This is a genomic window from Hydrogenophaga sp. ANAO-22 (genome assembly GCF_042466645.1).
Classification (GTDB): Bacteria; Pseudomonadota; Gammaproteobacteria; order Burkholderiales; family Burkholderiaceae_C; genus Hydrogenophaga.
The window spans coordinates 1,076,447-1,101,908 of record NZ_CP159956.1; the positions used below are offsets into that span (position 1 = coordinate 1,076,447).

24 protein-coding genes, 1 pseudogene and 1 riboswitch are annotated in these 25,462 nt (G+C 69.5%); of the genes and pseudogenes, 10 read left to right on the plus strand and 15 right to left on the minus strand.

What is annotated here, in order from left to right; all coding sequences use genetic code 11:
* Positions 1 to 44: 44 nt before the first annotated feature.
* A pseudogene (locus ABSY19_RS05010) lies at positions 45 to 1,687 on the minus strand (efflux RND transporter periplasmic adaptor subunit).
* Between ABSY19_RS05010 and ABSY19_RS05015 the strand changes: the two are divergent.
* Entirely contained in the window at positions 1,654 to 2,625 is a 972-nt protein-coding gene (locus tag ABSY19_RS05015) for an SDR family oxidoreductase (protein ID WP_382159696.1), read from the plus strand. The pseudogene ABSY19_RS05010 and the gene ABSY19_RS05015 sit on opposite strands and share 34 nt — an antisense overlap.
* A gap of 54 nt (positions 2,626 to 2,679) precedes the next feature.
* Here the strand turns inward: ABSY19_RS05015 and ABSY19_RS05020 are convergent, their stop codons facing one another.
* Entirely contained in the window at positions 2,680 to 3,402 is a 723-nt protein-coding gene (locus ABSY19_RS05020; protein ID WP_382159699.1) for a hypothetical protein, read from the minus strand.
* A 178-nt stretch (positions 3,403 to 3,580) separates the two neighbouring features.
* Here ABSY19_RS05020 and ABSY19_RS05025 point away from each other — a divergent pair, with 178 nt between their 5' ends.
* Positions 3,581 to 4,789, plus strand: a complete 1,209-nt coding sequence (locus ABSY19_RS05025) for a phosphatidylserine/phosphatidylglycerophosphate/cardiolipin synthase family protein (protein WP_382159702.1) — start codon at positions 3,581 to 3,583, stop codon at positions 4,787 to 4,789.
* Here ABSY19_RS05025 and ABSY19_RS05030 read toward each other — a convergent pair.
* From ABSY19_RS05030 to ABSY19_RS05040, 3 genes are all read right to left on the minus strand, one after another.
* Positions 4,743 to 5,747: a lysylphosphatidylglycerol synthase domain-containing protein gene (locus ABSY19_RS05030; RefSeq protein ID WP_382159705.1), complete on the minus strand. Its 1,005-nt coding sequence runs from the start codon at positions 5,745 to 5,747 to the stop codon at positions 4,743 to 4,745. The two genes, ABSY19_RS05025 and ABSY19_RS05030, sit on opposite strands and share 47 nt — an antisense overlap.
* Before the next feature lie 62 nt (positions 5,748 to 5,809).
* A complete protein-coding gene (clsB, locus tag ABSY19_RS05035) occupies positions 5,810 to 7,024 on the minus strand; it encodes a cardiolipin synthase ClsB (RefSeq protein WP_382159707.1) in 1,215 nt (404 codons plus the stop codon).
* A complete protein-coding gene (locus ABSY19_RS05040) occupies positions 7,021 to 7,740 on the minus strand; it encodes an endonuclease/exonuclease/phosphatase family protein (RefSeq protein WP_382159710.1) in 720 nt (239 codons plus the stop codon). Before ABSY19_RS05040 ends, clsB begins: the two co-directional genes overlap by 4 nt.
* Positions 7,741 to 7,983: 243 nt before the next feature.
* Positions 7,984 to 8,088, plus strand: a riboswitch (guanidine-I (ykkC/yxkD leader).
* Positions 8,089 to 8,140: 52 nt separating this feature from the next.
* On the opposite strand from ABSY19_RS05040, the gene ABSY19_RS05045 reads away from it, so the two are divergent.
* The 8 genes from ABSY19_RS05045 (at position 8,141) to ABSY19_RS05080 (ending at position 14,895) form a co-directional block, all read left to right on the plus strand.
* Positions 8,141 to 9,166 carry an ABC transporter substrate-binding protein gene (locus ABSY19_RS05045; RefSeq protein WP_382159713.1) on the plus strand — a complete coding sequence of 342 codons (1,026 nt, stop codon included), beginning with the start codon at positions 8,141 to 8,143 and terminating at the stop codon, positions 9,164 to 9,166.
* A 6-nt stretch (positions 9,167 to 9,172) separates the two neighbouring features.
* Positions 9,173 to 10,183 carry a fatty acid desaturase family protein gene (locus ABSY19_RS05050; RefSeq protein WP_382159715.1) on the plus strand — a complete coding sequence of 337 codons (1,011 nt, stop codon included), beginning with the start codon at positions 9,173 to 9,175 and terminating at the stop codon, positions 10,181 to 10,183.
* Position 10,184: 1 nt separating this feature from the next.
* On the plus strand, positions 10,185 to 10,964 hold the full coding sequence (locus tag ABSY19_RS05055) for an SDR family NAD(P)-dependent oxidoreductase (RefSeq protein ID WP_382159717.1): 780 nt from the start codon (positions 10,185 to 10,187) through the stop codon (positions 10,962 to 10,964).
* A complete protein-coding gene (locus tag ABSY19_RS05060; protein ID WP_382159720.1) occupies positions 10,961 to 11,710 on the plus strand; it encodes an SDR family NAD(P)-dependent oxidoreductase in 750 nt (249 codons plus the stop codon). The genes ABSY19_RS05055 and ABSY19_RS05060 overlap by 4 nt, the downstream gene beginning before the upstream one ends.
* Before the next feature lie 61 nt (positions 11,711 to 11,771).
* The gene (locus tag ABSY19_RS05065) at positions 11,772 to 12,674 is read left to right on the plus strand and encodes a DMT family transporter (protein ID WP_382159722.1); all 903 of its coding nucleotides are present in this window, start codon (positions 11,772 to 11,774) and stop codon (positions 12,672 to 12,674) included.
* A gap of 4 nt (positions 12,675 to 12,678) precedes the next feature.
* Positions 12,679 to 13,458: a creatininase gene (locus ABSY19_RS05070; RefSeq protein WP_382159725.1), complete on the plus strand. Its 780-nt coding sequence runs from the start codon at positions 12,679 to 12,681 to the stop codon at positions 13,456 to 13,458.
* Positions 13,455 to 14,135 carry a cysteine hydrolase family protein gene (locus ABSY19_RS05075; RefSeq protein WP_382159729.1) on the plus strand — a complete coding sequence of 227 codons (681 nt, stop codon included), beginning with the start codon at positions 13,455 to 13,457 and terminating at the stop codon, positions 14,133 to 14,135. The genes ABSY19_RS05070 and ABSY19_RS05075 overlap by 4 nt, the downstream gene beginning before the upstream one ends.
* 7 nt (positions 14,136 to 14,142) lie before the next feature.
* Positions 14,143 to 14,895: a hypothetical protein gene (locus ABSY19_RS05080; RefSeq protein ID WP_382159732.1), complete on the plus strand. Its 753-nt coding sequence runs from the start codon at positions 14,143 to 14,145 to the stop codon at positions 14,893 to 14,895.
* Positions 14,896 to 14,899: 4 nt separating this feature from the next.
* Here the strand turns inward: ABSY19_RS05080 and ABSY19_RS05085 are convergent, their stop codons facing one another.
* The 10 genes from ABSY19_RS05085 to urtA form a co-directional block, all read right to left on the minus strand.
* Positions 14,900 to 15,553 (minus strand): ANTAR domain-containing response regulator, encoded by a 654-nt coding sequence (locus ABSY19_RS05085; RefSeq protein ID WP_382159735.1) that lies wholly within the window; start codon positions 15,551 to 15,553, stop codon positions 14,900 to 14,902.
* On the minus strand, positions 15,553 to 16,707 hold the full coding sequence (locus tag ABSY19_RS05090; protein ID WP_382159738.1) for a transporter substrate-binding domain-containing protein: 1,155 nt from the start codon (positions 16,705 to 16,707) through the stop codon (positions 15,553 to 15,555). Before ABSY19_RS05090 ends, ABSY19_RS05085 begins: the two co-directional genes overlap by 1 nt.
* Positions 16,708 to 16,815: 108 nt before the next feature.
* Positions 16,816 to 18,519, minus strand: a complete 1,704-nt coding sequence (locus tag ABSY19_RS05095; RefSeq protein ID WP_382159742.1) for a VWA domain-containing protein — start codon at positions 18,517 to 18,519, stop codon at positions 16,816 to 16,818.
* Positions 18,516 to 19,322 carry a CbbQ/NirQ/NorQ/GpvN family protein gene (locus tag ABSY19_RS05100; RefSeq protein ID WP_382159744.1) on the minus strand — a complete coding sequence of 269 codons (807 nt, stop codon included), beginning with the start codon at positions 19,320 to 19,322 and terminating at the stop codon, positions 18,516 to 18,518. Before ABSY19_RS05100 ends, ABSY19_RS05095 begins: the two co-directional genes overlap by 4 nt.
* Before the next feature lie 49 nt (positions 19,323 to 19,371).
* Positions 19,372 to 20,409 carry an aliphatic amidase gene (locus ABSY19_RS05105; protein ID WP_382159745.1) on the minus strand — a complete coding sequence of 346 codons (1,038 nt, stop codon included), beginning with the start codon at positions 20,407 to 20,409 and terminating at the stop codon, positions 19,372 to 19,374.
* A 24-nt stretch (positions 20,410 to 20,433) separates the two neighbouring features.
* The gene (urtE, locus tag ABSY19_RS05110; protein ID WP_382159747.1) at positions 20,434 to 21,123 is read right to left on the minus strand and encodes an urea ABC transporter ATP-binding subunit UrtE; all 690 of its coding nucleotides are present in this window, start codon (positions 21,121 to 21,123) and stop codon (positions 20,434 to 20,436) included.
* A gap of 11 nt (positions 21,124 to 21,134) precedes the next feature.
* Positions 21,135 to 21,887 (minus strand): urea ABC transporter ATP-binding protein UrtD, encoded by a 753-nt coding sequence (urtD, locus tag ABSY19_RS05115; protein WP_382163688.1) that lies wholly within the window; start codon positions 21,885 to 21,887, stop codon positions 21,135 to 21,137.
* 44 nt (positions 21,888 to 21,931) lie between these two features.
* Entirely contained in the window at positions 21,932 to 22,981 is a 1,050-nt protein-coding gene (gene urtC / locus ABSY19_RS05120) for an urea ABC transporter permease subunit UrtC (RefSeq protein WP_382159750.1), read from the minus strand.
* A 2-nt stretch (positions 22,982 to 22,983) separates the two neighbouring features.
* Positions 22,984 to 23,886: an urea ABC transporter permease subunit UrtB gene (gene urtB, locus ABSY19_RS05125; protein WP_382159753.1), complete on the minus strand. Its 903-nt coding sequence runs from the start codon at positions 23,884 to 23,886 to the stop codon at positions 22,984 to 22,986.
* 73 nt (positions 23,887 to 23,959) lie between these two features.
* Entirely contained in the window at positions 23,960 to 25,144 is a 1,185-nt protein-coding gene (gene urtA / locus ABSY19_RS05130; RefSeq protein ID WP_291120626.1) for an urea ABC transporter substrate-binding protein, read from the minus strand.
* Positions 25,145 to 25,462 lie beyond the last annotated feature (318 nt).

Consider the following 25,462-nt stretch of genomic DNA (forward strand, 5'->3'; position numbering starts at 1 on the left):
AGGGGGCCGGGCTCACCCGGTCGGGGGTGGCCCGTGGGTCGCGCTCAGGGCTTGGGTGGGGCGGAAGCCGCCGGGAGCTGGCCCGCCTGGCCGCCCTGCCCGGCGGGTCCGCCCTGCCCGGTGGACGCGGTGGGCTTGTCCTCCACCACGCGGTTGCCTTCCACGCGCATCGCCAGCGGCGTCACGGTCTGGCCGACGCGGGCCTTCTGGAAGCCCTCGACCATCACGCGGTCGCCCGCCTTCAGGCCTTCGAGCACCAGCCACTGGGCGCCCAGGGCCTGGCCCAGCCGGATCGGCCGCTTCTCGATCTTGTTGTCGGCGTTGAGCAGCTGCACGCTGGGCTTGCCGGCCGGGTCGCGCTGCACCGCCTGCTGCGGCAGCACGATGGCGTCGCTGGCCTCGCCGGTGGACAGGCGCGCGCGCACGTACATGCCGGGCATCAGCAGGCGGTCGGGGTTGGGGAACACCGCGCGCAGGGTGATGGCGCCGGTGGTCTGGCTCACGGTGGCGCCGGTGAACTGCAGCTTGCCCGCGTGCGGGTAGCGGCTGCCGTCTTCCAGCGCCAGGCGCACCGGGGCGCCGCCGGCCTCGACCTTGCCGAAGGTGCCGGCCTGCCACTGGCGCCGCAGCTCGAGCAGCTCCGAGCTGGACTGCGTGATGTCCACATGAATGGGGTCGAGCTGGCTGATGGTGGTCAGCGCCTGGGCCTGGTTGGCGGTGACCAGCGAACCGGGCAGCACCGCGGAGAGGTCGATCTGGCCGCCGATGGGGCCACGATGCGGCTGTACTGCAGGTTGATGCGGGCGTTTTCCAGCGCCGCCTGGGCCACGGCCACGTCGGCGGCCGACTGGGCCACCTGGGCCTGGCTTTCGTCGAACACCTGGCGGCTGATGGCGTCGATCTTCACCAGCTCGGCGTTGCGCTCGGCGTTGGTGCGCGCGGTCTGCGCGGAGGCGCGCGACTTGGCCAGGGCCGCCTCGGCGCTCTTGACGGTGGCTTCCAGCGTGCGCGCGTCGATCTGGTACAGCGGCTGCCCGGCCTTGACCACCGAGCCCTCGGTGAACAGCCGCTTCTGCAGGATGCCCGAGACCTGGGGCCGCACTTCCGCGCTCTGCGAGGCCCGGGTGCGGCCGGCCAGCTCGGTGCTCAGCCCCTGGGCCTGCACCACCACCGTCAGGTAGCCGACGCTGGGGGCGGCCGGGGCGGCGGCGGGCGCCTTCTTGTCACCGCAGGCGGCCAGCGCGAGCACCGCCGCCCCCACCAGGGCCAAGGTCCAGCGCCGTGCGCCGGGACGCTGTCGAACCGGAGAGGGAGCGGTGGCGGACAGGGCGACGGGGGGCACCCGGCGTGGCTCATCGGATGCAGCGAAGGTCAATGGCATGGAAGTCGGGGCGGGCTGTGGGGTGGAGACGCGGCGGGGCAAGCGGCAGTTGCGGTCGCAACATGCCATTGTGCGCATGCAAACATGTCTGGAATGTAAACGCACTCGAAGCGCTCCAAAAAAGCCCGGTTCCGAGAAAAACCGCAAAAACGTCAAACCCGTTTGCGGCAGATTCTTCCGCCGGCCGATACCGCTTCCCGGCGGTCCGTTGGCACGCGCCCTGCCCCGCAAGGATTCGCCGAGCCCTTTCAACCCCCACCGGGAGCACGCCCATGGCCAGCAGCCGCACACTCGAAAAACAGGCATCCATCCATGCAGAGCAGGACCGCCGCGACCAGCGCAAGAAACGCGCCCCCGCTGCGAAGAAACGCCCGCCCCAGACCGGTGCGCGGGCCCAGCCCACGAAAATGCCCGAACAGCACCTCGATGCGGACGACCAGGAGTCTGATCTGGAATTGCGGCCTCGGTTCCTGGCGCCCGACTATTTGGGCAGCCAGAAGCTGCAGGGACAGGCGGCGCTGATCACCGGCGGCGACTCCGGCATCGGCCGGGCGGTGGCGGTGCTTTTCGCGCGCGAGGGCGCCGACGTGGCGATCGCCTACCTCTCGTCCTCGGAAGACGCCGAGGAAACCCGGCGCCATGTGGAGGCCGAAGGCCGGCAATGCCTGGTGCTGCAGGGCGACGTGAAGGACCCAGCCTGGTGCGAGGCAGCGGTGAACGAAACCGTGAAGGCTTTCGGCAGGCTGGACATCCTGGTGAACAACGCGGCGTTCCAGAAGCACGCCGAATCCATCGAGGACATCGACGACGAGCGGCTGAAGGAAACCTGGGACACCAACCTGGGCGGCTACTTCCGCATGACACGCGCCGCCCTGCCCCACCTGAAGGAAGGCGCCTGCATCATCAACACCGGTTCGGTCACCGGCCTGCGCGGCAGCGCCCACCTGCTGGACTACGCCGCCACCAAAGGGGCCATCCACGCCTTCACCAAATCGCTGGCGAGCAACCTGCTGCCGCGCGGCATCCGGGTCAACGCCGTCGCGCCCGGCCCGGTCTGGACCCCGCTCAACCCGCGCGATCAGCCGGCCGGGAAAGTGAAGGATTTCGGCGAAAAGACCGACTTCCAGCGCGCCGCCCAGCCCGAGGAGCTTTCGCCGGCCTACGTCTTTCTGGCCTCGCCCTGCTGCTCGGGCTACATCACGGGCGTGGTCCTGCCCGTCACCGGCAGCGTGGACGCGATCTGAAAAAAGCCGGGCGAGGCGCTCGCGGGCCTCTCCCGGCTTCAGGCGCCAGCGGCGTCAGCTGTTGTCCTTGTTCTGCTTGCCCGACGGCGGTGACCCGCTCTCGTTCTTGCCCGTGCCGGCGGTCTGCTGGCGGCTGGAACGCCAGGTGGAGAACTCGTCGGAGAACTTCTTGAAGCGGTCCTGGCGCCACTGGTTGTAGTCGTCGTCCAGTGCGCGCATCTGCTCACGGCGCCATTGGCTGTAGTCCGGGTCGAACTGCTGCTCCTGCGGGTCGCCTCGACCGCTGTAGCCGGACTGCGAGCCGCTGTAGCTGCTGCCCATGCCACCGCCGTACCCCCCGGGGCCGGCGTAACCGGCACCCCGGTAGTCGCGGTCCAGGCCGCTGGGCTGGTTGAATCGCTCGCGCTGCTCCCGGCCGGACCCGCCGTGCTGGCCATAGCGGTCGTCGTCGTTGTCGCGCAGTCCGTACTGGCCGTACCGAGGCGCGTCACCGCGGTATGGGCCGGAGCCGCCGTGGCCGTAGCGGTCGTCCTGGTCGCGCCGACCGTAGCCGCCCTGGCCGTACGACGTGTCCTCATCGCGGAAACTGCCAAGGTCGCGTTGTTGTTCACGGCGCCAGTCGCTGCCGCCCTGCCAGGCGTCATCGCGACCCCAACCGTGGTCGCCCTGCGGTTGGCGCGGCGACTCGTACCCGCCGCCTTGCTGGCGGTTTTGCGAGCTGAAAGCCTCTTGCTGGTAACCGCCCCGCTGGCGGTTCCGGTTGTCCTGTTGTGCCATGGGTGTGTCCTTTCAATGATCGGATGCATGAAACGGATGCGGGCGCCGTTCGCCGGCCCTCGGCATCCACGGCTGGTTGGGCAAAACGCGTTCCCGCTGTGGGTGCCGCGACGCGCGCGCCGGCGCCGGGCACGCTGTTTGCCCCAGGCGCAGGTCGCCACCCCAAGCCCACGCCACCATGAGCCTGTCCTTCCCCGCCCCACCCGTCCCCGCGCACGTGGCCCATGCCCACGAACTGGTGCGCCGCCTGGGCGAACCCCTGCTCGGCGGCAACCACGCCGAGGTGCTCGGCGATGCGAGGGCGGCGCGCGCCGCGCTGGTGGAGACGCTGATCGGCGCGCGCGACCACATCAACCTGGACGCCGCCCTGCTCGAGGTGGGCGAACCGCAGGACGGCCTGCTCCATCGGCTGGTGGCGCTGTGCCGTCAGGGCGTGCGCGTGCAGGTGCTGGCCGCCAACCCGCGCCAGGAAGCCGAGCTGGGCCCGCTGCGCCGGGCCGGCGCCACCGTGCGCATCCTCGAACGGCCCGGCGGCCTCAGCGGCTGGGTGGCGCAGCGCTTCCAGTCCATGCAGCGGCAGCTGGCGGTGGTGGATGGCCGCACAGCCTGGTGCGGCCCGGGTTCGCCATCCACCGGCGCGGGGGCTCAGGGCCCGCACCTGCGCGTGCGCGGCCCCATCGTCCAGCGCGTGCAGCGGCTCTTCCTGGACGGCTGGAGGACCGCCGAACCCCGCCTGCCCGCGCCACCGCCGCAGCACTTTCCGCCCATCGCGCTCGCGGGGCGCCAGCGCATGGGCATCGCCACGCGCGCGGGATCGGCGCAGCCCGCCCCGGCCGCCGGCTGCCCGCTCATCGGTGCCGTGGAAACGGCGCGCTTCAGCGTCTTCATCGCCCTGGCGCGGCGCGCGCCCTCGCGCCGGCTGGTGCAGGCCATCGCCGGCGCGGCCGGCCGGGGCGTCAATGTGTCGGTGCTGCTGCAGCACGGCGGCGCGCCCCACGCCTGGCCCTGGCGCGCGAGCTGCGCCGAACTCATGCGGGCCGGCGCCTGGCTGTACCAGGCGGACGGCAGCCAGCCCCTGCCAGCGCACAGCACCGTGGACGGCGTGTGGTCCAGCGTGGCGATCGACGGCGGCTCGGGCTGGCACAGCGGCGACGTGATCGATGCGGCGCAGCTGCTCGTGCTCGATGCGGCGTTCGCGAGCGAACTCGACGACGTCTGCCAGGCGGCCATGGCCCACGCCCTGCTGCTCGATGCCCATTCCCTGGCCGGCCCGGCGCCCTTGCGCCGTTGGTTCGGCCCCACGGCCCCGGCGCGGGCACCGGTGGCCGATCACAGCAGCCTCACGTCGGTCGGCCGCTCCGTCGAAGGGCCGGGCCTGAGTCCTTGACGCCCTGGCGGCCCCGGGCGGCGGCGCCGCCGCGCCGCGCCGCGGCCTCGCTCCAGGCGTAGGCCGGCAGCGCCAGGGCGAGCGGCAGCAGGTAGTAGGCCGCCCGGTAGGCCAGCACCACCGCGAGCACCTCGGTGGCGGGCAACACGCCGCCCAGCGTGGCCACGAACACCGCCTCCAGCACCCCCAGGCCGGCCGGCACGTGCGTGATCACGCCGGCCACGGCGGCCATCAGCAGCGCACCCAGCACGAGGGCGAAATCAACCCGCCCCTCGAACAGCACCCACACGATGGTGCCCATCAGCAGCCAGCTCGCGCCGCCGGCCAGCGCCTGCACCAGGGCCAGGCGGCCGCCGGGCAGCGCCAGTTCGTGCTCGCGCCACTTCAGCGTGCGGGGGCGCGAGACCGCGCACAGCACCAGGTAGGCCGACGCCAGCGCCACCATCGCCGCGCCGAGGGCGCGCAGCACGGTGTCGCCCGGCGCCCACCCACCCGGCAACGTGGGCGGTGACCACAGCAACACACCGCCGCTCACCCACAGGTAGCCCAGCCAGTTGGTCGTCATGCTCAGCGCGATCACCTTGGCCACCGTGGCCGCAGCCACGCCCCAGCGCGTGTACAGGCGCAGCCGCATCGCGAAGCCGCCCACCAGCGCGCCGAAGTTGAGGTTGAAGGCGTAGCTGATGGCCGCCGTGCCCAGCGTGCGCGGCACCGACAGGCCGTGCCGCGTCAGGTGGCGCCCCACCAGATCGAAGCCGGCGTAGACCCCATAGCTCAGCGCCGCGAGGCCGGCCGCCATCGCCAGCCGCCCCGCCGAGAGCTGCCGCAGCGACACCCACACCTGCGGCCAGTCCACCGCGCGGGCCTGCTGCGCCACCAGGGCCAGCACCAGCGCGGCCAGGGCCCACGGCGCGATCCGTTTCGTCCACCGCCAGAGGCGCTGCCGTGCAGGGTTCACTGAAGCACCTTCGTCCTTCGGACTGCGGTGTGAGCTTGCCTGGGGGCGGCCCTGCGCTGCGCTCATGAAGGGTCCGGGTCGACGGTCATGGCCACCACGCGCGGCTCGCGCGCCGTGGTCTGCCGGGTCCAGTCCGGGAAGCGCCTCAACGCGTGGAACACCACCATGCTGCGCACCGCGATCCAGGCCGACCGCAGCCGGCTCGGCGTGGGCAGCTCCACGCGCTGGCAGCAGGTCTGCAGCAGCTCGTCGATGCGCCCACAGAGGTGGCGCGCGAAGGCCTCGTCGCGCACGATCACGTTGGCCTCCAGGTTCAGGCTCAGGCTGGTGGGGTCGAGGTTGCTGGAACCCACAGTGGCCCAGAGGTTGTCCACCACCGCCACCTTGCCGTGCAGCGGGCGCTCGTTGTACTCGTAGATGTTGATGCCCGCGCGCATCAGGTGGCGGTACAGCAGCTCGCTCGCGCGCTTGACCCACAGCATGTCGGGACGGCCCTGCAGGAAGAGATCCACCTGCACCCCGCGCCGGGCCGCGCGGCGCAGGTCGCGCAGGAAGCGGTAACCGGGGAAGAAATAGGCGTTGGCGATCAGGATGCGGTGGCGCGCGCTGCGGATCGCCGCGCGGTAGTGGCGTTCGATGTCGCTGCGGTGTTCGTTGTTGTCGCGCGTGACGAAAGCGGCGAGCGCGCCTTCGCCCGTCACCTCGGCCACGCCTTTGCGGCGCAGGCTCGAGCGCCAGCGCCGCAGCCATTGCCCCCGCGCGGGCTGGGGCGACTCGACGTTGGCGCGGCAGAAGGCCTGGATCTGGCCCACCAGCGGGCCTTCGATCTGCACCGCGTAGTCCTGCTTGGAGAGTTCGCCGAACTCCATCAGATGGTCGATGGAGTAGTTGATGCCGCCGACGAAGGCGATCCTGCCGTCCACCACCACGATCTTGTGGTGCATGCGGCGCAGCAGGTTGACGCGCGCGCCCAGCACGCGCTGCACCGGTTCGAACGCGCGCAAGTGCACCCCGGCCTCGAGCAGCGGCTGCGTGAACGAGGCCGGCAGGTCCGGCGAGCCCCAGCCGTCCACCAGCACGTGCACCTGCGCCCCGCGCCGCGCGGCGCTGAGGAGCGCCTCGTGCAGCTGGCGGCCCACCTTGTCATCGAACAGGATGAAGGTCTCCAGCAGCACTTCCTTTTCGGCGTTGGCGATCGCCTCGAACACGGGCGGGTAGTAGCCTTCGCCGTTCTCCAGCAGCGTGATCCGGTTGCCGGGCACCCAATGCGAGTTCATGGCGCGGTCTCCAGGTGGATTTCAGCGGCCAGCGGTGCGTGGTCGGACAGCCGCGCCCAGGGACGCCGCGGCATGGGAACGGGCAAGGCGCGTGCCACCCCACGCACGTAGATGCGGTCCAGCCGCAGCAGCGGAAAGCCCGACGGGAAGCTGCGCGCGTGCTGGCCATGCGCGTGGCGGAACACCTCGCGCAGGCCGCTGGGCGCCAGCAGCCCGTCGGCGCGCAGGCGCCAGTCGTTGAAGTCGCCGGCCACCACCAGCGGCGAGTCCGGCGGCACATAGCGGCTCACGATGTCGCAGATCATGCCCAGCTGCTGGCGCCGGTGCGATTCGCGCAGCCCCAGGTGCGCGCACATCACGTGCATGTCGGGCCCCAGGCCCGGCACATCGAGCACACAGTGCAGCATGCCGCGCGGCTCGAAACCGTTGATCGACAGGTCGTGGTTCTCGCTGTGCAGCACCGGAAAGCGCGACATCACCGCGTTGCCGTGGTCCAGCCCCTCGGCCACGGCGTTGCGGCCGTAGGCGTGCTGCGGCCAGATCTCGTCGGCCAGGAACTCGTACTGCGCGGCGCTGGACCCGTTGCCGCCTTTCACCTCCTGCAGAAAGACGATGTCGCTGCCCATGGCGCGCACCGCCTCCCGCAGCCCGTGCAGCACGGAACGGGTGTTGAAAACGTCGTAGCCCTTGTGGATGTTCACGGTGAGTACCTGCATGAGCCATGCTAGGCAGGGCACCGCGCCGCCCTCTGTCAGACAAACGCGCATTCGCGCGCAGGCGGCCACCGCTTCGCACCAAGCCGGGGCGGCGCTGCGGCGCCGAATGCACCGGCCGCCACCGGTTCGCCCTCGTTTTGGTGCACCGCCCGGGCCGAACCCCACGCAAACCGCTGGCACGCTTTCTGCTGACACCCCAAGCGCAAGAAGAGCGATCTGGGGTCCGCCCCGAGACAGCTCGGCACTCAGGTGCACTAGGGTTCCGACCACGAGATGGCTCGTGGTGTCTGGTCCGAGAGTGTGCCGGCCTCATCGCAGGCTCCACGGAGGGACAAAAGCCCGGGAGAACGATCACAGATCGGTTCTTCCTGCGCGTCCCACCAACCCATGGAGTCCTCTGATGAACAGCACCGCCCTCCCTGCATCCCCCTCCCGGCGCCACCACTTCCTCAAGCCCGCCCTGGGCCTGGCCCTGTCGCTGGCCACCGCCGGCGCCTTCGCGCAGGCACCCGCCCCGATGAAGATCGCCACCGTGGTGTGGATCGGCTACGGCCCGTTCTACGTGGCCGAAGCGCTGGACCTCTACAAGAAATACAACCTCAAGGTCTCGCTGCAGGTCTTCAACGACCCGGCGCTGATCCCGGCGGCCATCGCCTCGGGCGCGGTGGACGGCGGCATGCTGACCTACGACCAGGTGGTGGGCCAGGTGGCGGCGGGCCGCGCCATGAAGGTGGTCATGCCCATCGACTACTCCAACGGCGGCGACGCCATCGTGGCCGACGGCAGCATCACCAAGGTGGCCGACTTCAAAGGCAAGAAGATCGGCTACAACCCGCTCTCGCCGAGCGACTTCCTGCTCTCCTACGCGCTCAAGACGGTGAACCTGAGCGAGAAGGACATCACCCCGGTGAGCATGACGCCCGAAGCCGTGCCGGCCGCCATGGCCTCGGGCCAGCTGCCCATCGGCGTGACCTACGAGCCCAGCCTGTCGCAGATCCTCGGCCAGGGCGGCGGCAAGAAGTTCAAGGTGGTGTTCTCCTCGAAGAACGCGCCGGGCCTGATCGCCGACGTGCTGGTGTTCGACGACAAGGTCATCAAGGCCAAGCCGGCCGAGATCACCGGCATCATGAAGGCCTACCTGGACGGCATGGCCTACATGAAGGCCAAGCCGGCCGAGGCGCACAAGATCATCGGCAAGTTCATGGGCGTGTCCGCCGCCGAGGTGAAGGAACAGCTCACCGGCGTCTACAACATCCCGCTGGCCGAGATGCCCAAGGCCTTCCTGCCCGCGAAGGAAACGACCTCGTACTACGCCAGCGGCGACATCATCGCCCAGCTGCTCAAGGCCAAGGGCCAGATCACCACGATCCCCGCCACCGAAGCCACGTTCGACGCCGGCCTCGTCAAGGCCCTGGTCGCGAAGTAAGCCGCCATGACATCGGTGTTCCGCTATGAGGACGGCGTGTGGCCCAACGTGGCCGCCCTCGCCTTCACGCTGCTGGGCTGGCCCGCAGGCATCGTCCTGCTCGGCCAGGCCAGCGGCTGGCTCAACGCGCTGGGCGTGCTGCTGGTGGCGCAGACCTTGGTGTGGTCGGCCTACTTCATCCACGAGTTCGCGCACTACGCGATCTTCAAGACGCCACAGGCCAACGAGCGCTGGGGCACGCTCATGAGCTGGATCAACGGCAGCTGCTTCGCCAGCTTCGCCGACCTGCGCCGCAAGCACATGCGCCACCACGTGGAGCGCGCCGACGTGATCACCTTCGACGCCCAGGCCTTCCTGCGCGCGCGCCACGTCATCCGCCGCACGGTGCTCGCGCTGGAGTGGGCGTACATCCCGGCGGTGGAGTTCGTCATGCGCGGCTTCGTGATCGCCATGCCCTTCATGGGCGAGAAGAAAAAAGCCGCGCGCGGCCGCGTCATCGGCATCGCGCTGGTGCGCATCGCCGCCTGGGTGGCGCTGGGCTGGTGGTCGCTCAAGGCGCTGGTGCTGTACGCCCTGGCCTACCTGATCTTCGTCACCGTGCTGCGCTTCGCCGACTGTTTCCAGCACACCTACGACGCCTACCCCATCCTCGACGACACGCCCATCCCCAAGGACAAGGTTCGCGACCGCGCCTACGAGCAGGCCAACACCTTCAGCGACGTGGTGAGCCTGGACGCGAAATGGCTCAACCTGGTGTGGCTGAACTTCGGCTTCCACAACGCCCACCACGAGCGCCCCACCGCGCCCTGGTACCGCCTGCCGGCCTTCCACCGCGAGCTGTACCCGACCGATTACGCGCAGGTGGTCACGGTGCGCGAGCTGCTGCGCAGCTTCCACCTCAACCGTGTCAAGCGCGTGCTGGCCAGCAACTACGGCGCGGTGCAGCCACCGGGCACGCCGGGCCGCGCCGATGGCTTCCTCGGTGCCGTCGGTGTGTCGTTCCTGACGGCTGTTTGACATGGCCGCTGTCCGCTACGGCCTGGAAGGCAAGACCGTGCTCGTCACCGGCGCGGCCGGCGGCATCGGCAGCGCGCTGGCGCGGGCCTTCGCCGCGCAGGGCGCGCGGCTCATGCTGCTCGACCGGGCCGACACGGCCCTGCCCGCGCTCAGCGCCGAGCTCGACGCCAGCGCCGCCGTGTGCGACCTGGGCGACCCGGCACAGATCGCGCGCATCGCCACCCAGGTGCGCGAGCGCTGGGGCACGCTGGACGTGCTGGTGAACAACGCCGGCACCGAGTACCCCACGCCGCTGGCCGACACCTCGCCCGAGGCCATGGCGCGCTGGTCCGCGCTGCTGGACAACAACGTGGGCTCCATGGTGCGGCTCACGCAGGCCCTGCTGCCCTTGCTGCCCCGTGGCGCGAGCGTGATCAACCAGAGCTCGATCTGGGGCCGCATCGGCGTGGCCGGTTTCTCCGCGTATGCGGCGAGCAAACACGCGGTGGTCGGCCTCACGCGCTCGCTCGCGCTGGAACTCGGCCCGCGCGGCATCCGCGTCAACGCGGTCTGCCCGGGCTGGGTGCGCACGGCCGCCGCGCTACGCTCGCTCACCGCCATGGCGCGGGAACAGGGCCGCAGCGAGGCCGAGGTGGAGCGCGAGATCCTCTCGAAACAGGCCCGGCCCGTGATGCTCACGCCCGACGACCTCGCCGGCGTGTTTCTCTTCCTCGCCAGCGACGGCGCGGCCCCGCTCACCGGGCAGTGCCTGGTGGCCAGCCACGGCGAGGTGATGGCATGAAACACGCGCTCTCCCTTCAGGGCCGGAGCGCGCTGGTCACCGGCGCGGCCACCGGCATCGGTCGCGCCATCGCGATCCTGTTCGCGCAGGCCGGCGCGCGCGTGGTGGTCAACCACCTTGGGCAGGCCGAGGCCGCACTGGCCGTGGTGCAGGCGATTCAACGCGACGGCGGCGAGGCGCTCGCGATCGACGCCGACGTCAGCCGCGCCGACGCGGTGCAGCGCCTCGCGGCCGAAGCGGGCGAAGTCCACATCCTGGTCAACAACGCCGGCATCATCCAGGAGAAGCCCTTTCTCGACACCACCGAAGCCGACTGGGACCGGATGCTCGGCGTCGACCTCAAATCCGTCTTCCTCACCTCGCGCGCCGTGCTGCCGGGCATGGTGGCGCGGGGCAGCGGCGCCATCGTCAACCTCGCGTCCGACCTGGGCATCCTGGGCCGCGAACGGTACGCGCCCTACTGCGCGGCCAAGGCCGGCGTGATCGGGCTCACGCGCTCGCTGGCGCGCGAGTTCGCGCCGCAGGGCGTCCGCGTCAACGCCATCGCGCCCGGCCCGGTGAACACCGCCATGGTCTCGCTGGCCCACATGAGCCCGGAATGGATCGAGAAGGAACTCGCGATCCCGCAGCACCGCGTGGCCGAGCCCGAGGAGATCGCGGCCACCGCGCTGTTCCTCGCCAGCGACCTCTCGCGCTTCTACTGCGGCCAGGTGCTGGGGCCCAACGGCGGATCGGTGATGCCATGAGCGCAGCGCCGGGCCGCCCCAAGCCAGCTCGCACCGCAGTGCGCAGCACGAAGGTTGTGACATGACGGCGCCGTCCGACCGCCTCGCCACCGGCGTGCTGCTGTTCTCGGCCTCGCTCTGGGGCCTGTCGTGGATGCCGCTCAAGTGGTTCATCGCGCAGGGCCTGAGCGGGCCGGTGGTCTCGCTGGTCTCCTACGGCGCGGTGGGCCTGTGCGCGCTGGTCTTCATCTGGCGCGAGCGCGCGGCCTGGCGCGCGCACGGGGGCTGGCTGCTCGCGCTGGCGCTGGTGGGCGGCTGGGCCAACACCTCCTTCGTCAACGCCCTCATGGTGGGCGACGTGGTGCGCGTGATGTTCCTGTTCTACCTCTCGCCGGTGTGGTCGGTGCTGGGCGGCTGGCTGTTCCTGAAGGAGCGCATCCCGCCCACGCGCTGGGCCGCCGTGGTCGCGGCCATCGTGGGCCTGTGGCTGGTGCTGGGCGGCCCGGGGGCGGTGGACCTCTCGCTCTCGCTGTCCGATGGGCTCGCGCTCTCCGCCGGCCTGGCCTTCGCGGGCAACAACCTGCTCGCGCGCGCCGCGCAAGGCGTGCCCCTGCAGAGCAAGACCTTCGCGGTCTTCGTCGGTTGCGGCGCCATCTCGCTGGCGGTCACCGCCGCGCTGGGCCAGGGCCTGCCCGCCCTGCCCGCCGGCGTGTGGCTCGCGGTGCTGGCCTACGGCTTCGTGTGGCTGCTGCTGGCCACCGCCACCTGGCAGTTCGGCGTGACGCACCTGGAAAGCAGCCGCGCCGGCGTGATCCTGCTGGCCGAACTGGTGGTGGCCGTGCTCACCGCGCTCTGGTTCGGCGGCGAGACGCTCACGCCCATGGGCTGGGCCGGCGGCACGCTCATTGCCGTGGCCGCGCTGGTGGAAGCCCTGGACACCCGCCCAACCGACCCCCGACCCCAAACCGCCCCGACAGGAGGATGAACCGATGACCGACACCGTGTGGATGAACCAGCTCTCGTGGGTGGACTACCAGGCCCGCGTGACGCAAGACCAGCCGCCCGTGCTGCTGCCCGTGGGCGCGCTCGAACAGCACGGCCCGCACCTGCCCCTGGGCACCGACGGCCTGCTCTCCAGCGCCGTCGCCGCCGACACCGCCGCGCTCGTGGGCGGCCTGGTCGCGCCCACGCTCTCGTATGGCTACAAGTCGCAGCCCAAGTGCGGCGGCGGCCAGCACTTCTGCGGCACCACCAGCGTGGACGCGGCCACCCTCATCGGCCAGGTGCGCGACGCGGTGCGCGAGTTCGCGCGCCACGGCCTCACGAAACTCGTCATCGTCAACGGCCATTACGAGAACCAGTGGTTCCTGATCGAGGGCATCGACCTGGGCCTGCGCGACCTCGGCCCCGGCGCGAAGCTGCAGGTGATGCGCCTGGAGTACTGGGACTTCATGACGCCCGACACCCTGGGCGATGTGTTCCCCGATGGCTTCCCCGGCTTCGCGCTGGAACACGCCGCCGTGCTGGAGACCTCGATGATGTTGCACTACCACCCCAACCTCGTGCGCATGGACCTGCTGCCCGACGACGGCCCGGCCGACTTCCCGCCCTACGAGATGTACCCGCCGCGCACCGACTGGGTGCCCGCTTCCGGCGTGCTCTCGTCCGCCAAAGGCTCGGACGCGGTCAAAGGCAAGCTGCTCGCCGACGAAGTGGCCCGCCGCATGGCCGAGGCCGTGCGCACCGGCTTCGAAAGGCCCGCGCCATGAGCACCACCGCGCTCATCGTGATCGACATGCAACGCGACTTCTGCAGCCCGGGGGGCTATGCCGACACCGCCGGCATGGACGTGCAGCGCCTGCGCGAACCGATCGCGAACATCCAGCGACTGCTGGCCGCCGCGCGCGCCAAGGGCCTGCTGGTGGTGCACACGCGCGAGGGCCACCTGCCCGACCTGAGCGACTGCCCGCCCGCCAAGCTCGCGCGCAGCACCGCCGCGGGCGCGGCCATCGGCAGCCAGGGCCCGCTGGGCCGGCTGCTGGTTCGCGGCGAACAGGGCCACGATTTCGTGGACGCGCTCCAACCGGCCCCGGGCGAGTTCGTGGTCGACAAACCCGGCTACGGCGCCTTCCACCAGACGCGCCTGACGCAACTGCTCGCCGCGCACGGCGTGGACCGGCTCATCCTCTGCGGCGTGACCACCGAGGTCTGCGTGCACTCCACGCTGCGCGAGGCGGTGGACCGCGGCTTTGCCTGCACCACCGTGGGCGACGCCACCGCCGCCAGCAACCCCGCGCTGCAGGCGCCCGCGCTGGCCATGATCGACGTGGAAGGCGGCATCTTCGGCCGTGTGCGCAGCACCGCCGAGGTGGTGGCCGAACTCGCCGACGGCCCGCCCGCGCGCGACCGCGTCACCACCTGGGTGCAAGCCTTCACCGGCGCCTGAGATCTCCATGAGCCCACCGACCATCCCCGACCGCTACCACGGCGTGTGGCAACGCACCCTGCTTGAAACGCCCAAGGGCCGCGACACCACCAGCTGGGTGCACTGGCTGCAGACCGGCCTGTGGCACGGCGACCTGCGCGTGCCCGCCGATGCCGAGCGCGCCACGCCCGCCGGCCGCGCGCAACAGCAGGGCTTTGCCGGCACCACCACCATCACGCGGCCCGACCCGGCGCGGCCCGAGGTCTGCACCTGGCAACGCAGCATCGACTTCCAGCCCCCGCGCAGCACGCCCGACGCGGGCCACATGGTGTTCGAGACCCCGGAGCGCGTGATCGAGACCGGCATCCACGGCAGCTACCTCGAGGTGTGGGAGCGCCTGCCCGGCTCGGTGGGGCGGCGCATCGCGCTGGCCGCACTGGACGCGGCCGGCGAACCCAGCGCCGAACGCCTGCTGGTCAGTGGGCGCTACCTCATGCACCTGCGGCCGCGCGAAGCCGCCTGGCCCGCCGACACCGCGCCCGACGACACCCTGACCCAGGTGGTGCAACGCCATGCGGACGAGGCCGAGGCGCTGCTGGACTTCCAGATCACGTTCGGCACCTGGGGCGAGGGCGTGTGGGCGGTGGAGCGCGCCACGCGGCCGGCGCTCGAAGGCCAGGCCCGGCCCTGCACCTTGGGCCGCGCGGGCGACGCCGAAGCGACCCTGGCCTGTGAAGGACTGCCACCACGCTGGCGCGTGCTGGAGTGGCACGCGCCGTGAGGGCCTATTCCGATCGGGGATGGCGAGGCGGCAGCGACACGGACAACAGCTCGTGGGCCTCCACGATCGCCATCGCCACCTCTTCGGTCGTGGTCCGCTTGGCCATGGCCTGGTCGCGGATCAGGTCGTAGGCCTCGGTTTCCGAGACGTGGTGGCTCTTCATCAGGATGGCCTTGGCATCGGCGATGTGCCGCACGCCGAGCAGTTTGGCCTCCACCTTCTTGAGGCGCCGCGCCAGCGCGCGGTTCACCTTGTGGCTCTCGCGGGCCAGCACCAGCGCGGAGAGCAGGCCGAACGAGCGCACCGGCGAGGGCAGCACGGCTTTCGCTTCGAGGCCCAGCACCACCTCCACGATGGTCGGGTTCTCGTAGTTGACCACCGCGATCACGGTCGGTGCGTCCTCGGCGTGGGCCCAGTCCATGTTGAGGTTGAGGATCTCGGGGCGCACCGCGAGAAACACCACGTCCACATCCTTGCCGATGGACTGCACGGGCGGCCAGAAGGCCTGCACCTTGCAGCCGATGCGTTGCAGCTGTTGCGTGAGCTGGCGGCCGTCCGAGTCGTCCGGGTGGATGACCGCCACGGTCAGCGTGCGAAGTTCCTTGAGCTGCTGGGGCGTGGCCCGCAGCGCGCGTGGAGGCTCCGCGCGGTCGACCATCAAGACTCCAGGGTGTCCAGGCGGGCGGCCCAGTCGCCCAGCGAGTGGGTGACGAGGTAGGGATCGGGGTACACCGACCTTCTCGCCTGGCGGACGATGGTGAACTGGCTCTCGGCGTTCACGCGGCCGATGCGCGGGTACAGGCAGGTGTGGTGGTTGTTGGGGTCGATGCGCACGCGGCCCTGCGGCGCGTCGAACTCGCTGCCCAGCACGTGCGGCATGAGCTCGGCGATGTCGTCGCTGCGCGACTGGCGCATGGCATTGGCGAAGATGTGCATCTGGAAGTACGAGGCCTCCCAGCACAGGTTGGGCACGCAGCTCTCGCCCAGGCGGCGGCGCAGGCTTTGCAGGCAGCGCTGGTTGGCGGCGGATTCGATCGACTGGAAGTAAGGCGCCGAGGTGTAGTGCCCGGTGGCCAGGCCTTTCTCCATCTGCGAGATTTCCGCTTCGGAGGTCGTGAGGCTGCCGATGGGCATGGTCTTCGGATCGAAGCCGGCATCGGCATAGGCGCGGTACAGGGCGGCGGTGGAGTCCCCGACCACGGTGGAGAAGATGAAGTCGGGCCGCTTGTGGCGGATGTCGTCCATGATGTCCGCGAAGTCCTTCTCGGTGGCGTCCAGCGCCACATAGCGTTCGGCCAGCTTCTCGCTGCCCTGGCGCTGCATCACCAGCTCGCCCATGATGCGGTTGGACTCGTAGGGATAGATGTAGTCGGAGCCGATGAGGTAGACGCGCGCACCGAAATTGGCCGTCATGAATTCGGCCAGCTGCACGCTGTTCTGGTTCGGCGCAGCGCCGGTGTAGATGACGTTGGCCGAGTACTCGAAGCCCTCGTACAGCGTGGGATAGAACAGCAGCTTGTTCCACTTTTCGATGACGGGGATCACGGCCTTGCGGCTGCTGGACATGTAGCAGCCGAAGATGACGTTGACCTTGTCCTGCAGGATCAGCTGTTCGGCCAGCTGGGCGTAGCGCTGCGGGTTGGACTGAGCGTCGTAGTGCACCGGCACCAGCTCGCGGCCGTTGATGCCCCCGGCATCGTTGATTTCGTCGATGGCCAGCAAGGCGCCATGCAACTGCGACAGGCCGATGGTGGAGGTGACACCGGTCGAGGAGAACAGCACGCCGACGCGCACGGGATCGCGGTCAACCATGGCACACCCTGGATGCGGTCGGCGTCGCGACGTGGGGACGAACGGGGGTCTTCAGGGGCATGGGCAAGGCCGTGAACAGCAGGGGATGGGTGCCAGGCGGTGCGGCCGTCATCCGGCGGCCAGCCTCACATAGGCTCTCTGCAACTGTACCGGAAGGTGGCTCGGATCGGCCGCGATCCCATGGTCGCGCCAGCCGAAAATCCGGCGCACGTAATGGTCGGCCGCGGCATCGACCGCCAGGCAGAAAGTGCGGATGCCGGCTCGGTGCGCCTGCTGCACCGCCATGCGCGCGTCCTCCACCAGGTAGTCGGGTTCGAACACGTCCACGTCCGAGGGCGCGCCATCGGTGACGACCAGCAGGCCGCGATGGCGCCCGGGCTGGGTTTGCAGATGGGCCGTGGCCTGGCGCAAGGCCGCGCCCAGGCGGGTCGAGTGGCGGGCGGGCACCGATGCCAGGCGGTCGCGGGCGGCGCCGTCGAGCGGGTCGTCCCATTCGAGCAGGCGGTAGTAGCTCACCTCGGCCCGCGTGTTGGAGTTGAAGCCATGGATGGCCACGCGGTCCTGCGTGTGCACCGTGGCTTCGGCCAACAGGAAGGCGGCCTGCTTTTCGATGTCCAGCAGCGAGGCGCCGCGCGCGCCCGAGGGGTCGTTGGTGGACTCGGACAAATCGAGCAGCACCAGGATGCGGGAGGTGCCCGCCTCGCGGCCCGGGCGCATGAACAGCCGAGGCTCGGGTTGCAGGTCGAGGCGGCGGTCCACCAGCACCTCGATGGCGGCGTTGAGGTCGATGTCTTCGCCCTCCCACTGCCGGCGCAGGCGCTGGCGGCGGCTGAGGCGGCGCACGCGGTGCAGCGACACCGGGCTGAAGCTGTGGGACAAGGCGGGCTGCGCGCGGGCGAGCGCGGTGGGCGCCAGGGCCGGCAGCTTCTCGATCACGGTGCACCAGTCCCGTCGCCACAGCGCCAGCCGGTGATGCCATTCGGCGTGCAGGGTGCGGCTCAGCTCCACCTCGGCCGGTTCGCGCGCGGGCTGCGTCCCGTCGCTGGCCTGTGGGGGCGGTGCGGGCGCGCGCGCCGGGGCCGAGCGGGGCGCGGCAATGGCCTGCTGTTCGTCCTGCTCGTTGTCGTCGTGCTGCCACAGGATGCTGTGGTCGTCGCGGTAGGGCGACGGCACGACGTGGTGCTGGGGATCGAAACGCACCCGCATCTGCCCCAGGTCGTTCGCCAGGATGGAGGCGATCGCGCGGAACGCCGGGGCGTCGCCCAGGCCGTGGCGGGTCTGCGTTTCCTCGAACAGCCGGCGGGCCTTGTTCACCCAGTGGTTGTCGTCCGCGTAACCCGGGTCGGCCAGCGCGCGGTCCATGCGGGCCAGCAGCGCTTCGAAGCTGAAGTTCCCGGCCTCGGGCACGGGGGCGAGGTGATCGAGGAACCAGCCGCTCACACCGGGGTAGCGCCGGGCCAGCAGCCGTTCCACGCGCGCGTCCTCGACGGCGGACACCACGGCCTGGCTCATGGGCTTGAGCAGGCGGGCGGGCTGCCGCAGCGGCGAGTACAGCAAGTGCGCCACGGCGTGGGCCACGCTGGCGCGGTAGAGCCCGCCGGCCGGCGCGGCCGCGTCCTCCAGCGCCTGTCGGCTGAGCAGCACCTGCTCGCGCGTGAGGATGGTGCGGCGCGCGCGAGGGCCGGCGCTGGCCTCGGCCACCGACAGCGGCCCGCCCAGCAGGCCCGAACCGAGCCAGGCCAGCGAGGGCAGCAGGCCGTCGATCGCGTCGACATCCGGTGGGAGCACGTGCGCCGGCAGGTCGCTCTTCATCCGAATTGCGCCTTCACGAAATCGCGGATGGCCTGCGCCATGTCGGGGTCGTCCGTCAGCGCGCGCACCAGGGTCATCTCGCAGCTCTGCGTGGGGGTGAGTCCGTCGCGCACCAGCACGCCCGCGTAGATGAGCACCCGGGTGGAGGCGCCTTCGTCCAGCCCGCGCTGCTTGAGCGCGCGCGTGCACTGCGCGATGGTGACGAGCTGGCGGGCCAGCGCGGCGTCGATGCCTGCTTCCTGCGCGACGATGGCGACCTCGGTCTCGGTGTCGGGGTAGTCGAATTCCAGGGCCGCGAAGCGCTGCCGGGTGGAGGCTTTCATGTCCTTCGCGCTGCTCTGGTAGCCCGGGTTGTAGGAGACCACCAGCTGGAAGTCCGGGTGGGCCTGGATGACCTCGCCCTTCTTGTCCAGCGGCAGGATGCGCCGCGCATCGGTGAGCGGGTGGATGACCACCGTGGTGTCCTGGCGGGCTTCCACCACCTCGTCGAGGTAGCAGATGCCGCCATGGCGCACCGCGAGGGTCAGCGGCCCGTCGTGCCAGGCGGTGCCCTGGGCGTCGAGCAGGTAGCGCCCGACCAGGTCGGAGGCGGTCATGTCCTCGTTGCAGGCCAGGGTGACCAGGGGGCGCTGCAGCTTCCAGGCCATGTACTCGACGAAGCGCGTCTTGCCGCAACCGGTGGGCCCCTTGAGCATCAGCGGCAGGCGGTGCCGGTACGCCCGCTCGTAGCATTCGATCTCCTCGCCCGAAGGCTGGTAGAACGGTTCGGAGCGGATGAGATGGTCGTCCAGGGGTGACTGCATGGAACGGGGTCCTCCGGTGCGGAACAAGGCGCGGTTGGGGGTGGCGGGCTCAGCGGTGTTTCGTCTCTTCGTTCGGAATGCCGTCCATCGGGCACTCGGCGGTGCCGACGGTGGTGCGCGTGAACGACTCGACCATCTCGCGCGTGGCCTCGGGGTCGTTGACCCACTTGGCGTAGAAGTTGTACGGACAGGCGGCCACGCCCTTGTCCCCGTCGCCCGAGTTGATGAGGCCGGTGTAGCCGCGGTGCACGAGCTTGAACAGATGGTTCTGCGACTGGCCGTTCTTGCGCGCGTCGCGGATCAGGCTCTTGGACAGCTCGGCGTACTGGATGCCCATTTCCTCTTCGCCGCATTCGCCCAGCGTGCGGCCGTCGAAGCCGATCACGGCGGAGTGGCCGAAGTAGGAGTACACGCCGTCGAAACCGGTGGCGTTGGCCACGGCCACGTACGAGTTGTTCATGAAGGCCATGGTCTTGGCCACCATGATCTGCTGTTCCTTCGCCGGGTACATGTAGCCCTGGCAGCGGATGATGAGTTCGGCGCCCTTCATCGCGCAGTCGCGCCAGATCTCGGGGTAGTTGCCGTCGTCGCAGATGATCAGGCTCATCTTCATGCCCTTGGGGCCTTCGCTCACGTAGGTGCAGTCGCCCGGGTACCAGCCCTCGATGGGCACCCACGGCATGATCTTGCGGTACTTCTGCACGATCTCGCCCTTGTTGTTCATCAGGATGAGCGTGTTGTAGGGCGCCTTGTTGGGGTGCTCCTCGTGGCGCTCGCCGGTGAGCGAGAAGACGCCCCAGACGTTGGCACGGCGACAGGCGTCGGCGAAGATCTCCGTCTCGGCACCGGGAATCGTGGAGGCGGTTTCGTACATCTCCTTGGCGTCGTACATGATCCCGTGGGTGGAGTACTCCGGGAAGATCACCAGGTCCATGCCCGGCAGGCCTTTCTTCATGCCCACCAGCATGTCGCCGATCTTGCGGGCGTTGGCCAGCACCTCGGCCTTGGTGTGCAGGCTGGGCATCTTGTAGTTGACGACGGCCACGCCGACGCAATCGTTGCTGCTGGAAATGTCACCATGTCGCATGAAAGACTCCTTGGGGGGTTGACGTCAGACGGTCAGGAAGGACTTGACCTTTTCCTGATCCAGATTGGCACGGGCTTCTTCGTGCACGATGCGCCCTCGGTCGATGACCAGGAACCGGTCGGCGAGATCGAGGGCAAAACTGAGCACCTGCTCCGACACGACGACGGCAAAGCCGCGTTCCCGCCGGAGCACGTTGAGGGTCTGGGCCAGCTCCTTGATGATGGAAGGCTGGATGCCTTCGGTGGGCTCATCGAGGATCAGCACCTTGGGCTCGGAGATGAGCGCGCGCGCGATGGCGAGCATCTGCTGCTGGCCGCCCGAGAGGTTGCCCGCCTTGCGGTGCTTCATCTCCTTGAGCACCGGGAAGAAGCGGTGGATGTAGTCGGGCACCTCGCGGTGGCCCGAATGCTCGGCGCCCGAGAGGATGTTCTGCTCCACCGTGAGGAAGGGAAACACCATGCGTCCCTGGGGCACGAAGGCCAGGCCGTGCTGCACGCGGCGGTGGCTGGGCAGGCCCTGGAGGGCGCGGCCATCGAGCTGGATGTCGCCCGAGCGCGTGGGCAACAGGCCGATGAGGGACTTGAGCAGGGTGGTCTTGCCCATGCCGTTGCGCCCCATGATGGCCACCGACTCGCGCGCCTGCACCTGGAACGAGATGTCGTGGATCACGTGCGATTCGCCGTAGCACACGTTCAGCCGGGAGATGTCGAACATGGGGTGCCTCCTCAGTGGCCGAGATAGACGTCGATGACGCGGGGGTCGGCCTGCACCTGGGCGGCGCTGCCTTCGCTCAGCAGCCGGCCCTGGTGCAGCACCGTGACGCGGTGGGCGATGCGCTTGACGAAGTCCATGTCGTGCTCGATCACCACCACCGAGCGGCCGCTGGCGATGCGGCTGAGCAGGTCACCGGTCTGCTCGCGTTCGCGCGGGCTCATGCCGGCCACCGGTTCGTCCAGCAGCAACAGGGTGGGCTCCTGCATCAGCAACATGCCGATTTCCAGCCACTGCTTCTGGCCGTGGCTGAGCAGGCCGGCGCGGTGGCCCAGGCGATCGATCAGGAAGACCTGCTCGGCCATGGCCTTCACGCGTTCCACGATGGCGCCGCTGCGCCGGAACGTGAGGGACTGGAACAGGCCATGCATGCGGGGCAGGGAGATCTCCAGGTTCTCGAAGACCGTGAGGTCTTCGTAGACCGAGGGTGTCTGGAACTTGCGGCCCACGCCGAGGCGCACGATCTGGTGTTCGCTCAGGCGGGTGAGGTCCCGCCCTTCGAACAGCACGCGGCCGGCGGTGGGCCGGGTCTTGCCGCAGATCATGTCGAGCAGCGTGGTCTTGCCCGCGCCGTTGGGGCCGATGATGACGCGCAGCTCGTTGCGCTCCACCGCCAGGCTCAGGTCGTTCACGGCCTTGAAGCCATCGAAGGAGACGGTGAGGTTCTCGACCTGCAGCACGTGGTCGCGGGTTTGAGAGGGGGTCATGGAAGACAGGGCGTGGGTGGGAATGTGCATGGCAAGTTGGGCGCTCATCCCGCGCTCCTCGCACCGCCGCGGCGGGCCTGCCACTGGTCCTTCAGGCCCGCCAGGCCGTTGGGCATGACCCACACCACGAGGATGAACACCCCGCCCAGGAAGTACAGCCAGGCCTCGGGGAAGGTCTCCGACAGGTAGGACTTGAGAAAACCGATGAGCAGCGCGCCCACCACGGCCCCGGGGATGGACAGGCGCCCGCCCACCGCGGCGTAGATGACCATCTCGACCGAGGCCACCACGCCGATGACGCTGGGCGAGATCAGGCCGACCTGCAGCGTGAAGAACGCGCCGCCCACCGAGGCCAGCACCGCGCCGCAGGCGAAGACGAAGGCCTTCATGTGCGCGGTGTCGTAGCCGCTGAAGCGCACCCGGTCCTCGCGGTCGCGGATGGCGATCAGGATCTTGCCGAAGCGCGTGCGCACCAGCGTGAGCGCCAGCAGCATGGCCACGGCCAGGAAGGCCACCTCGACGAAGTACAGAATCCGAAGCGACTCGTCGCTCAGGATGTCCATGCCCAGCAGCGTCTTGAAATCGGTGATGCCGTTGGCGCCGCCGGTGTCGCCCTGCTGCCCGACCACCACCACCGTGAGGGTGAGCGCCAGGGACAGCGTGACGATCGCGAAATACACCCCGCTGACCCGGCGGCGGAAGATGGCGAACGAGAACAGGTAGGCGATCACCGCCGGCAGGACGAAGATGCCCAGCACGGTCCAGCCCAGCGAGCGGAACGGCGTCCACCAGACCGGCAAGGTCTCCACGCTGCTCCACACCATGAAGTCGGGCAGCTCGGGGGCCGAGGCCTCCAGCTTGAGGAACATGGCCATCAGGTAGCCCCCCAGGCCGAAGAACACGCCCTGCCCCAGGCTGAGGATGCCGCCATAGCCCCAGGTGAGCACGATGCCGATGGCGACGAAGGCCAGCGCCAGGTACTTGCCGATGAGGTTGAGGCGGAACGGGTCGAGCAGCAGGGGCAGCGCGATGGCCAGCAGGGCGATCAGCGCGACGGCGCTGGCGAAGTCGAGTCGGTGCGTCTGGGATGACATGCTCAGCTCCTGGAACGCACGGCGAACAGGCCGTTGGGACGGAAGTACAGAACCAGGATCACCAGCAGCAGGATGGTGGCCTTGGCCATGGAGCCGCTCATCAGGAACTCGAGCCAGGTCTGGCCCTGCGCGATGGACAGGGCCGAGAGCGCCGTGCCGATCAGGCTCTGCACGCCGCCGAAGACGACCACGATGAAGGAGTCGACGATGTAGAGCTGGCCTGTGCCCGGGTTGGTCGAGCCGATCATGGTGAACACGCAACCGGCGATGCCCGCCAGGCCCGAGCCCAGCGCGAAGGTGAGCGCGTCCACGCGGTGGGTGTCGATGCCGACGGCACCGGCGATGGCGCGGTTCTGCGTGACAGCGCGCACCTTCAGGCCCCAGCGCGTGCGGTACAGCAGCAGGTACACGCCCACGGCCACGGCGATCGTCAGGCCGACGATGAAGATGCGGTTGATCGGCAGCTGGATGCCCTCGGTGGGCTCCCAGGCGCCCGCCAGCCACACGGGCAAGGGCACGCTGACCTCCTGCGCGCCGAACACGGTGCGGTAGGTCTGCTGCAGGATGAGGCTCAGCCCCCAGGTGGCCAGCAGCGTGTCCAGCGGGCGGTTGTAGAAGAAGCGGATGAAGCCGCGTTCGAGCACGTAGCCAAAGGCGAACGTCACGCAGAACGCGAACGGGATGGCCGCGAACAGGTAGATGCCCATCCAATCGGGCGCCCAGTGCTCGAAGCCGCGCGCCGCGAGGTAGGTCATGTAGGCGCCCAGCGCCATCAACTCACCGTGGGCCATGTTGATCACGCCCATCAGACCGAACACGATGGCCAGACCGATGGCCATCAGCAGCAGGATGCTGAACAGGCTCACGCCGTTGAACACCTGCATCACCGCAATGTCGAAACCCATTGACCGACTCCTGAATCGTTGGAATCGACCGGCCGCCCACGCGGGCGACCGGCCGGCCTCCTGCCCCGCGATGTCAAATCTTGGGGAACGGGTTGGGCTCGATCAGGGACGGCGTTTCCCACACGATGTCGAACTGGCCGTCGGCGCGCGCGCGGCCCACGCGCACCTTTTTCCACACGTGGTGGTTGGTCGCGTGCATGCGCACCGTGCCCTCGGGCGCTTCCAGCTCGATGCCGCCGGAGGCGGCGATGACCTTGTCCACGTCGAAGGACTTGGCCTTCTCCACCGCCATCTTCCAGAGGTACACGCTGTTGTAGGCCACCTGCATCGGGTCGCCGATGACGCGCTCCTGGCCGTACTTGGCCTTGAAGGCCTTCACGAACTTCTCGTTCGCGGGCGACTTGATGCTCTGGAAGTAACCCATGCAGGCGTAGTAGCCGGCGGCGTTGTCCTTGCCGATGCCCTCGACCTCGTTCTCCGACACCACGGTGGAGAGCAGCGTCTGCTTGGAGCCGTCGAGGCCCGCGGCGCGCAGCTGCTTGTAGAAGGCCACGTTGGAGCCACCGACCACCGTGCTGTAGATGCAGTCGGGCTTGGCGGCCTTGATCTTGTTGATGATGGACGAGAACTCGGTGTGGCCCAGGGGCGCGTACTCCTCGCCCAGCACCTTGCCACCGGCCTTGGTGATGGTGGGCTTGGCGATCTTGTTGCAGGTGCGGGGGTAGATGTAGTCCGAGCCCACCAGGAAGAAGCTCTTGCCCTTCTCGCGCGCCATCCACTCGACGGCGGCGATCACCGACTGGGTGGCTTCCTGCGAGGGGTAGAACACCTGCTTGTCCTGCTCCTGGCCTTCGTAGTAGGTCGGGTAGTAGAGCAGGCCCTTGGCGCGGCCGAGCGCCGGCAGGATGGCCTTGCGCGAGGCGGAGGTGTAGCAGCCGATGATGGCCGCGACCTTGTCGCGCTCCAGCAGCTTGCGGGCCTTCTCGGCGAACACCGAGTTCTCGCTGGCGCCGTCCTCGACCACGACCTCGATCTTGCGACCGAGCACGCCGCCGGCGGCGTTGATTTCGTCGATGGCCATCTTCTCGGCGTCCACCAGGGAGGCTTCGGCAATCGCGATCGTGCCCGAGAGCGAATGCAACAGACCGAGTTTCACGGTCTCCTGCGCGGATGCGATGGCAGGCAGGCCGCCTGCGGCGCCCAGAATCAGCATGGACCCACCGGTCTTCACGATGTCGCGACGATTCATCTCACTCATGGCCTTGTCTCCTAGCGTTGGTATGGACGGATTGAGAACCTGCCACCCCCGGGGTGGCTGACAAGCAGCCGGTCACATCCACGCCTTCGTGCCAGACACGCGCAGGGCTCCGCCAGCGGATGCAGGCCATGGCCTGTCCGGAACCCATGCGAACGAGCAGAACAAAAAAAAGCCCGAACCGGTGTTCAAACCGGTTCGGGCTTTCTTGCCCAACACCTGACTGGCAGCACTGGCAGTCGGCGTCGATGAATGCGTGACAACTTCTTGTCAGCGCGCATCTTCCTGTTCAGGCCATCGGGCCGCCATAGGAAATCCACC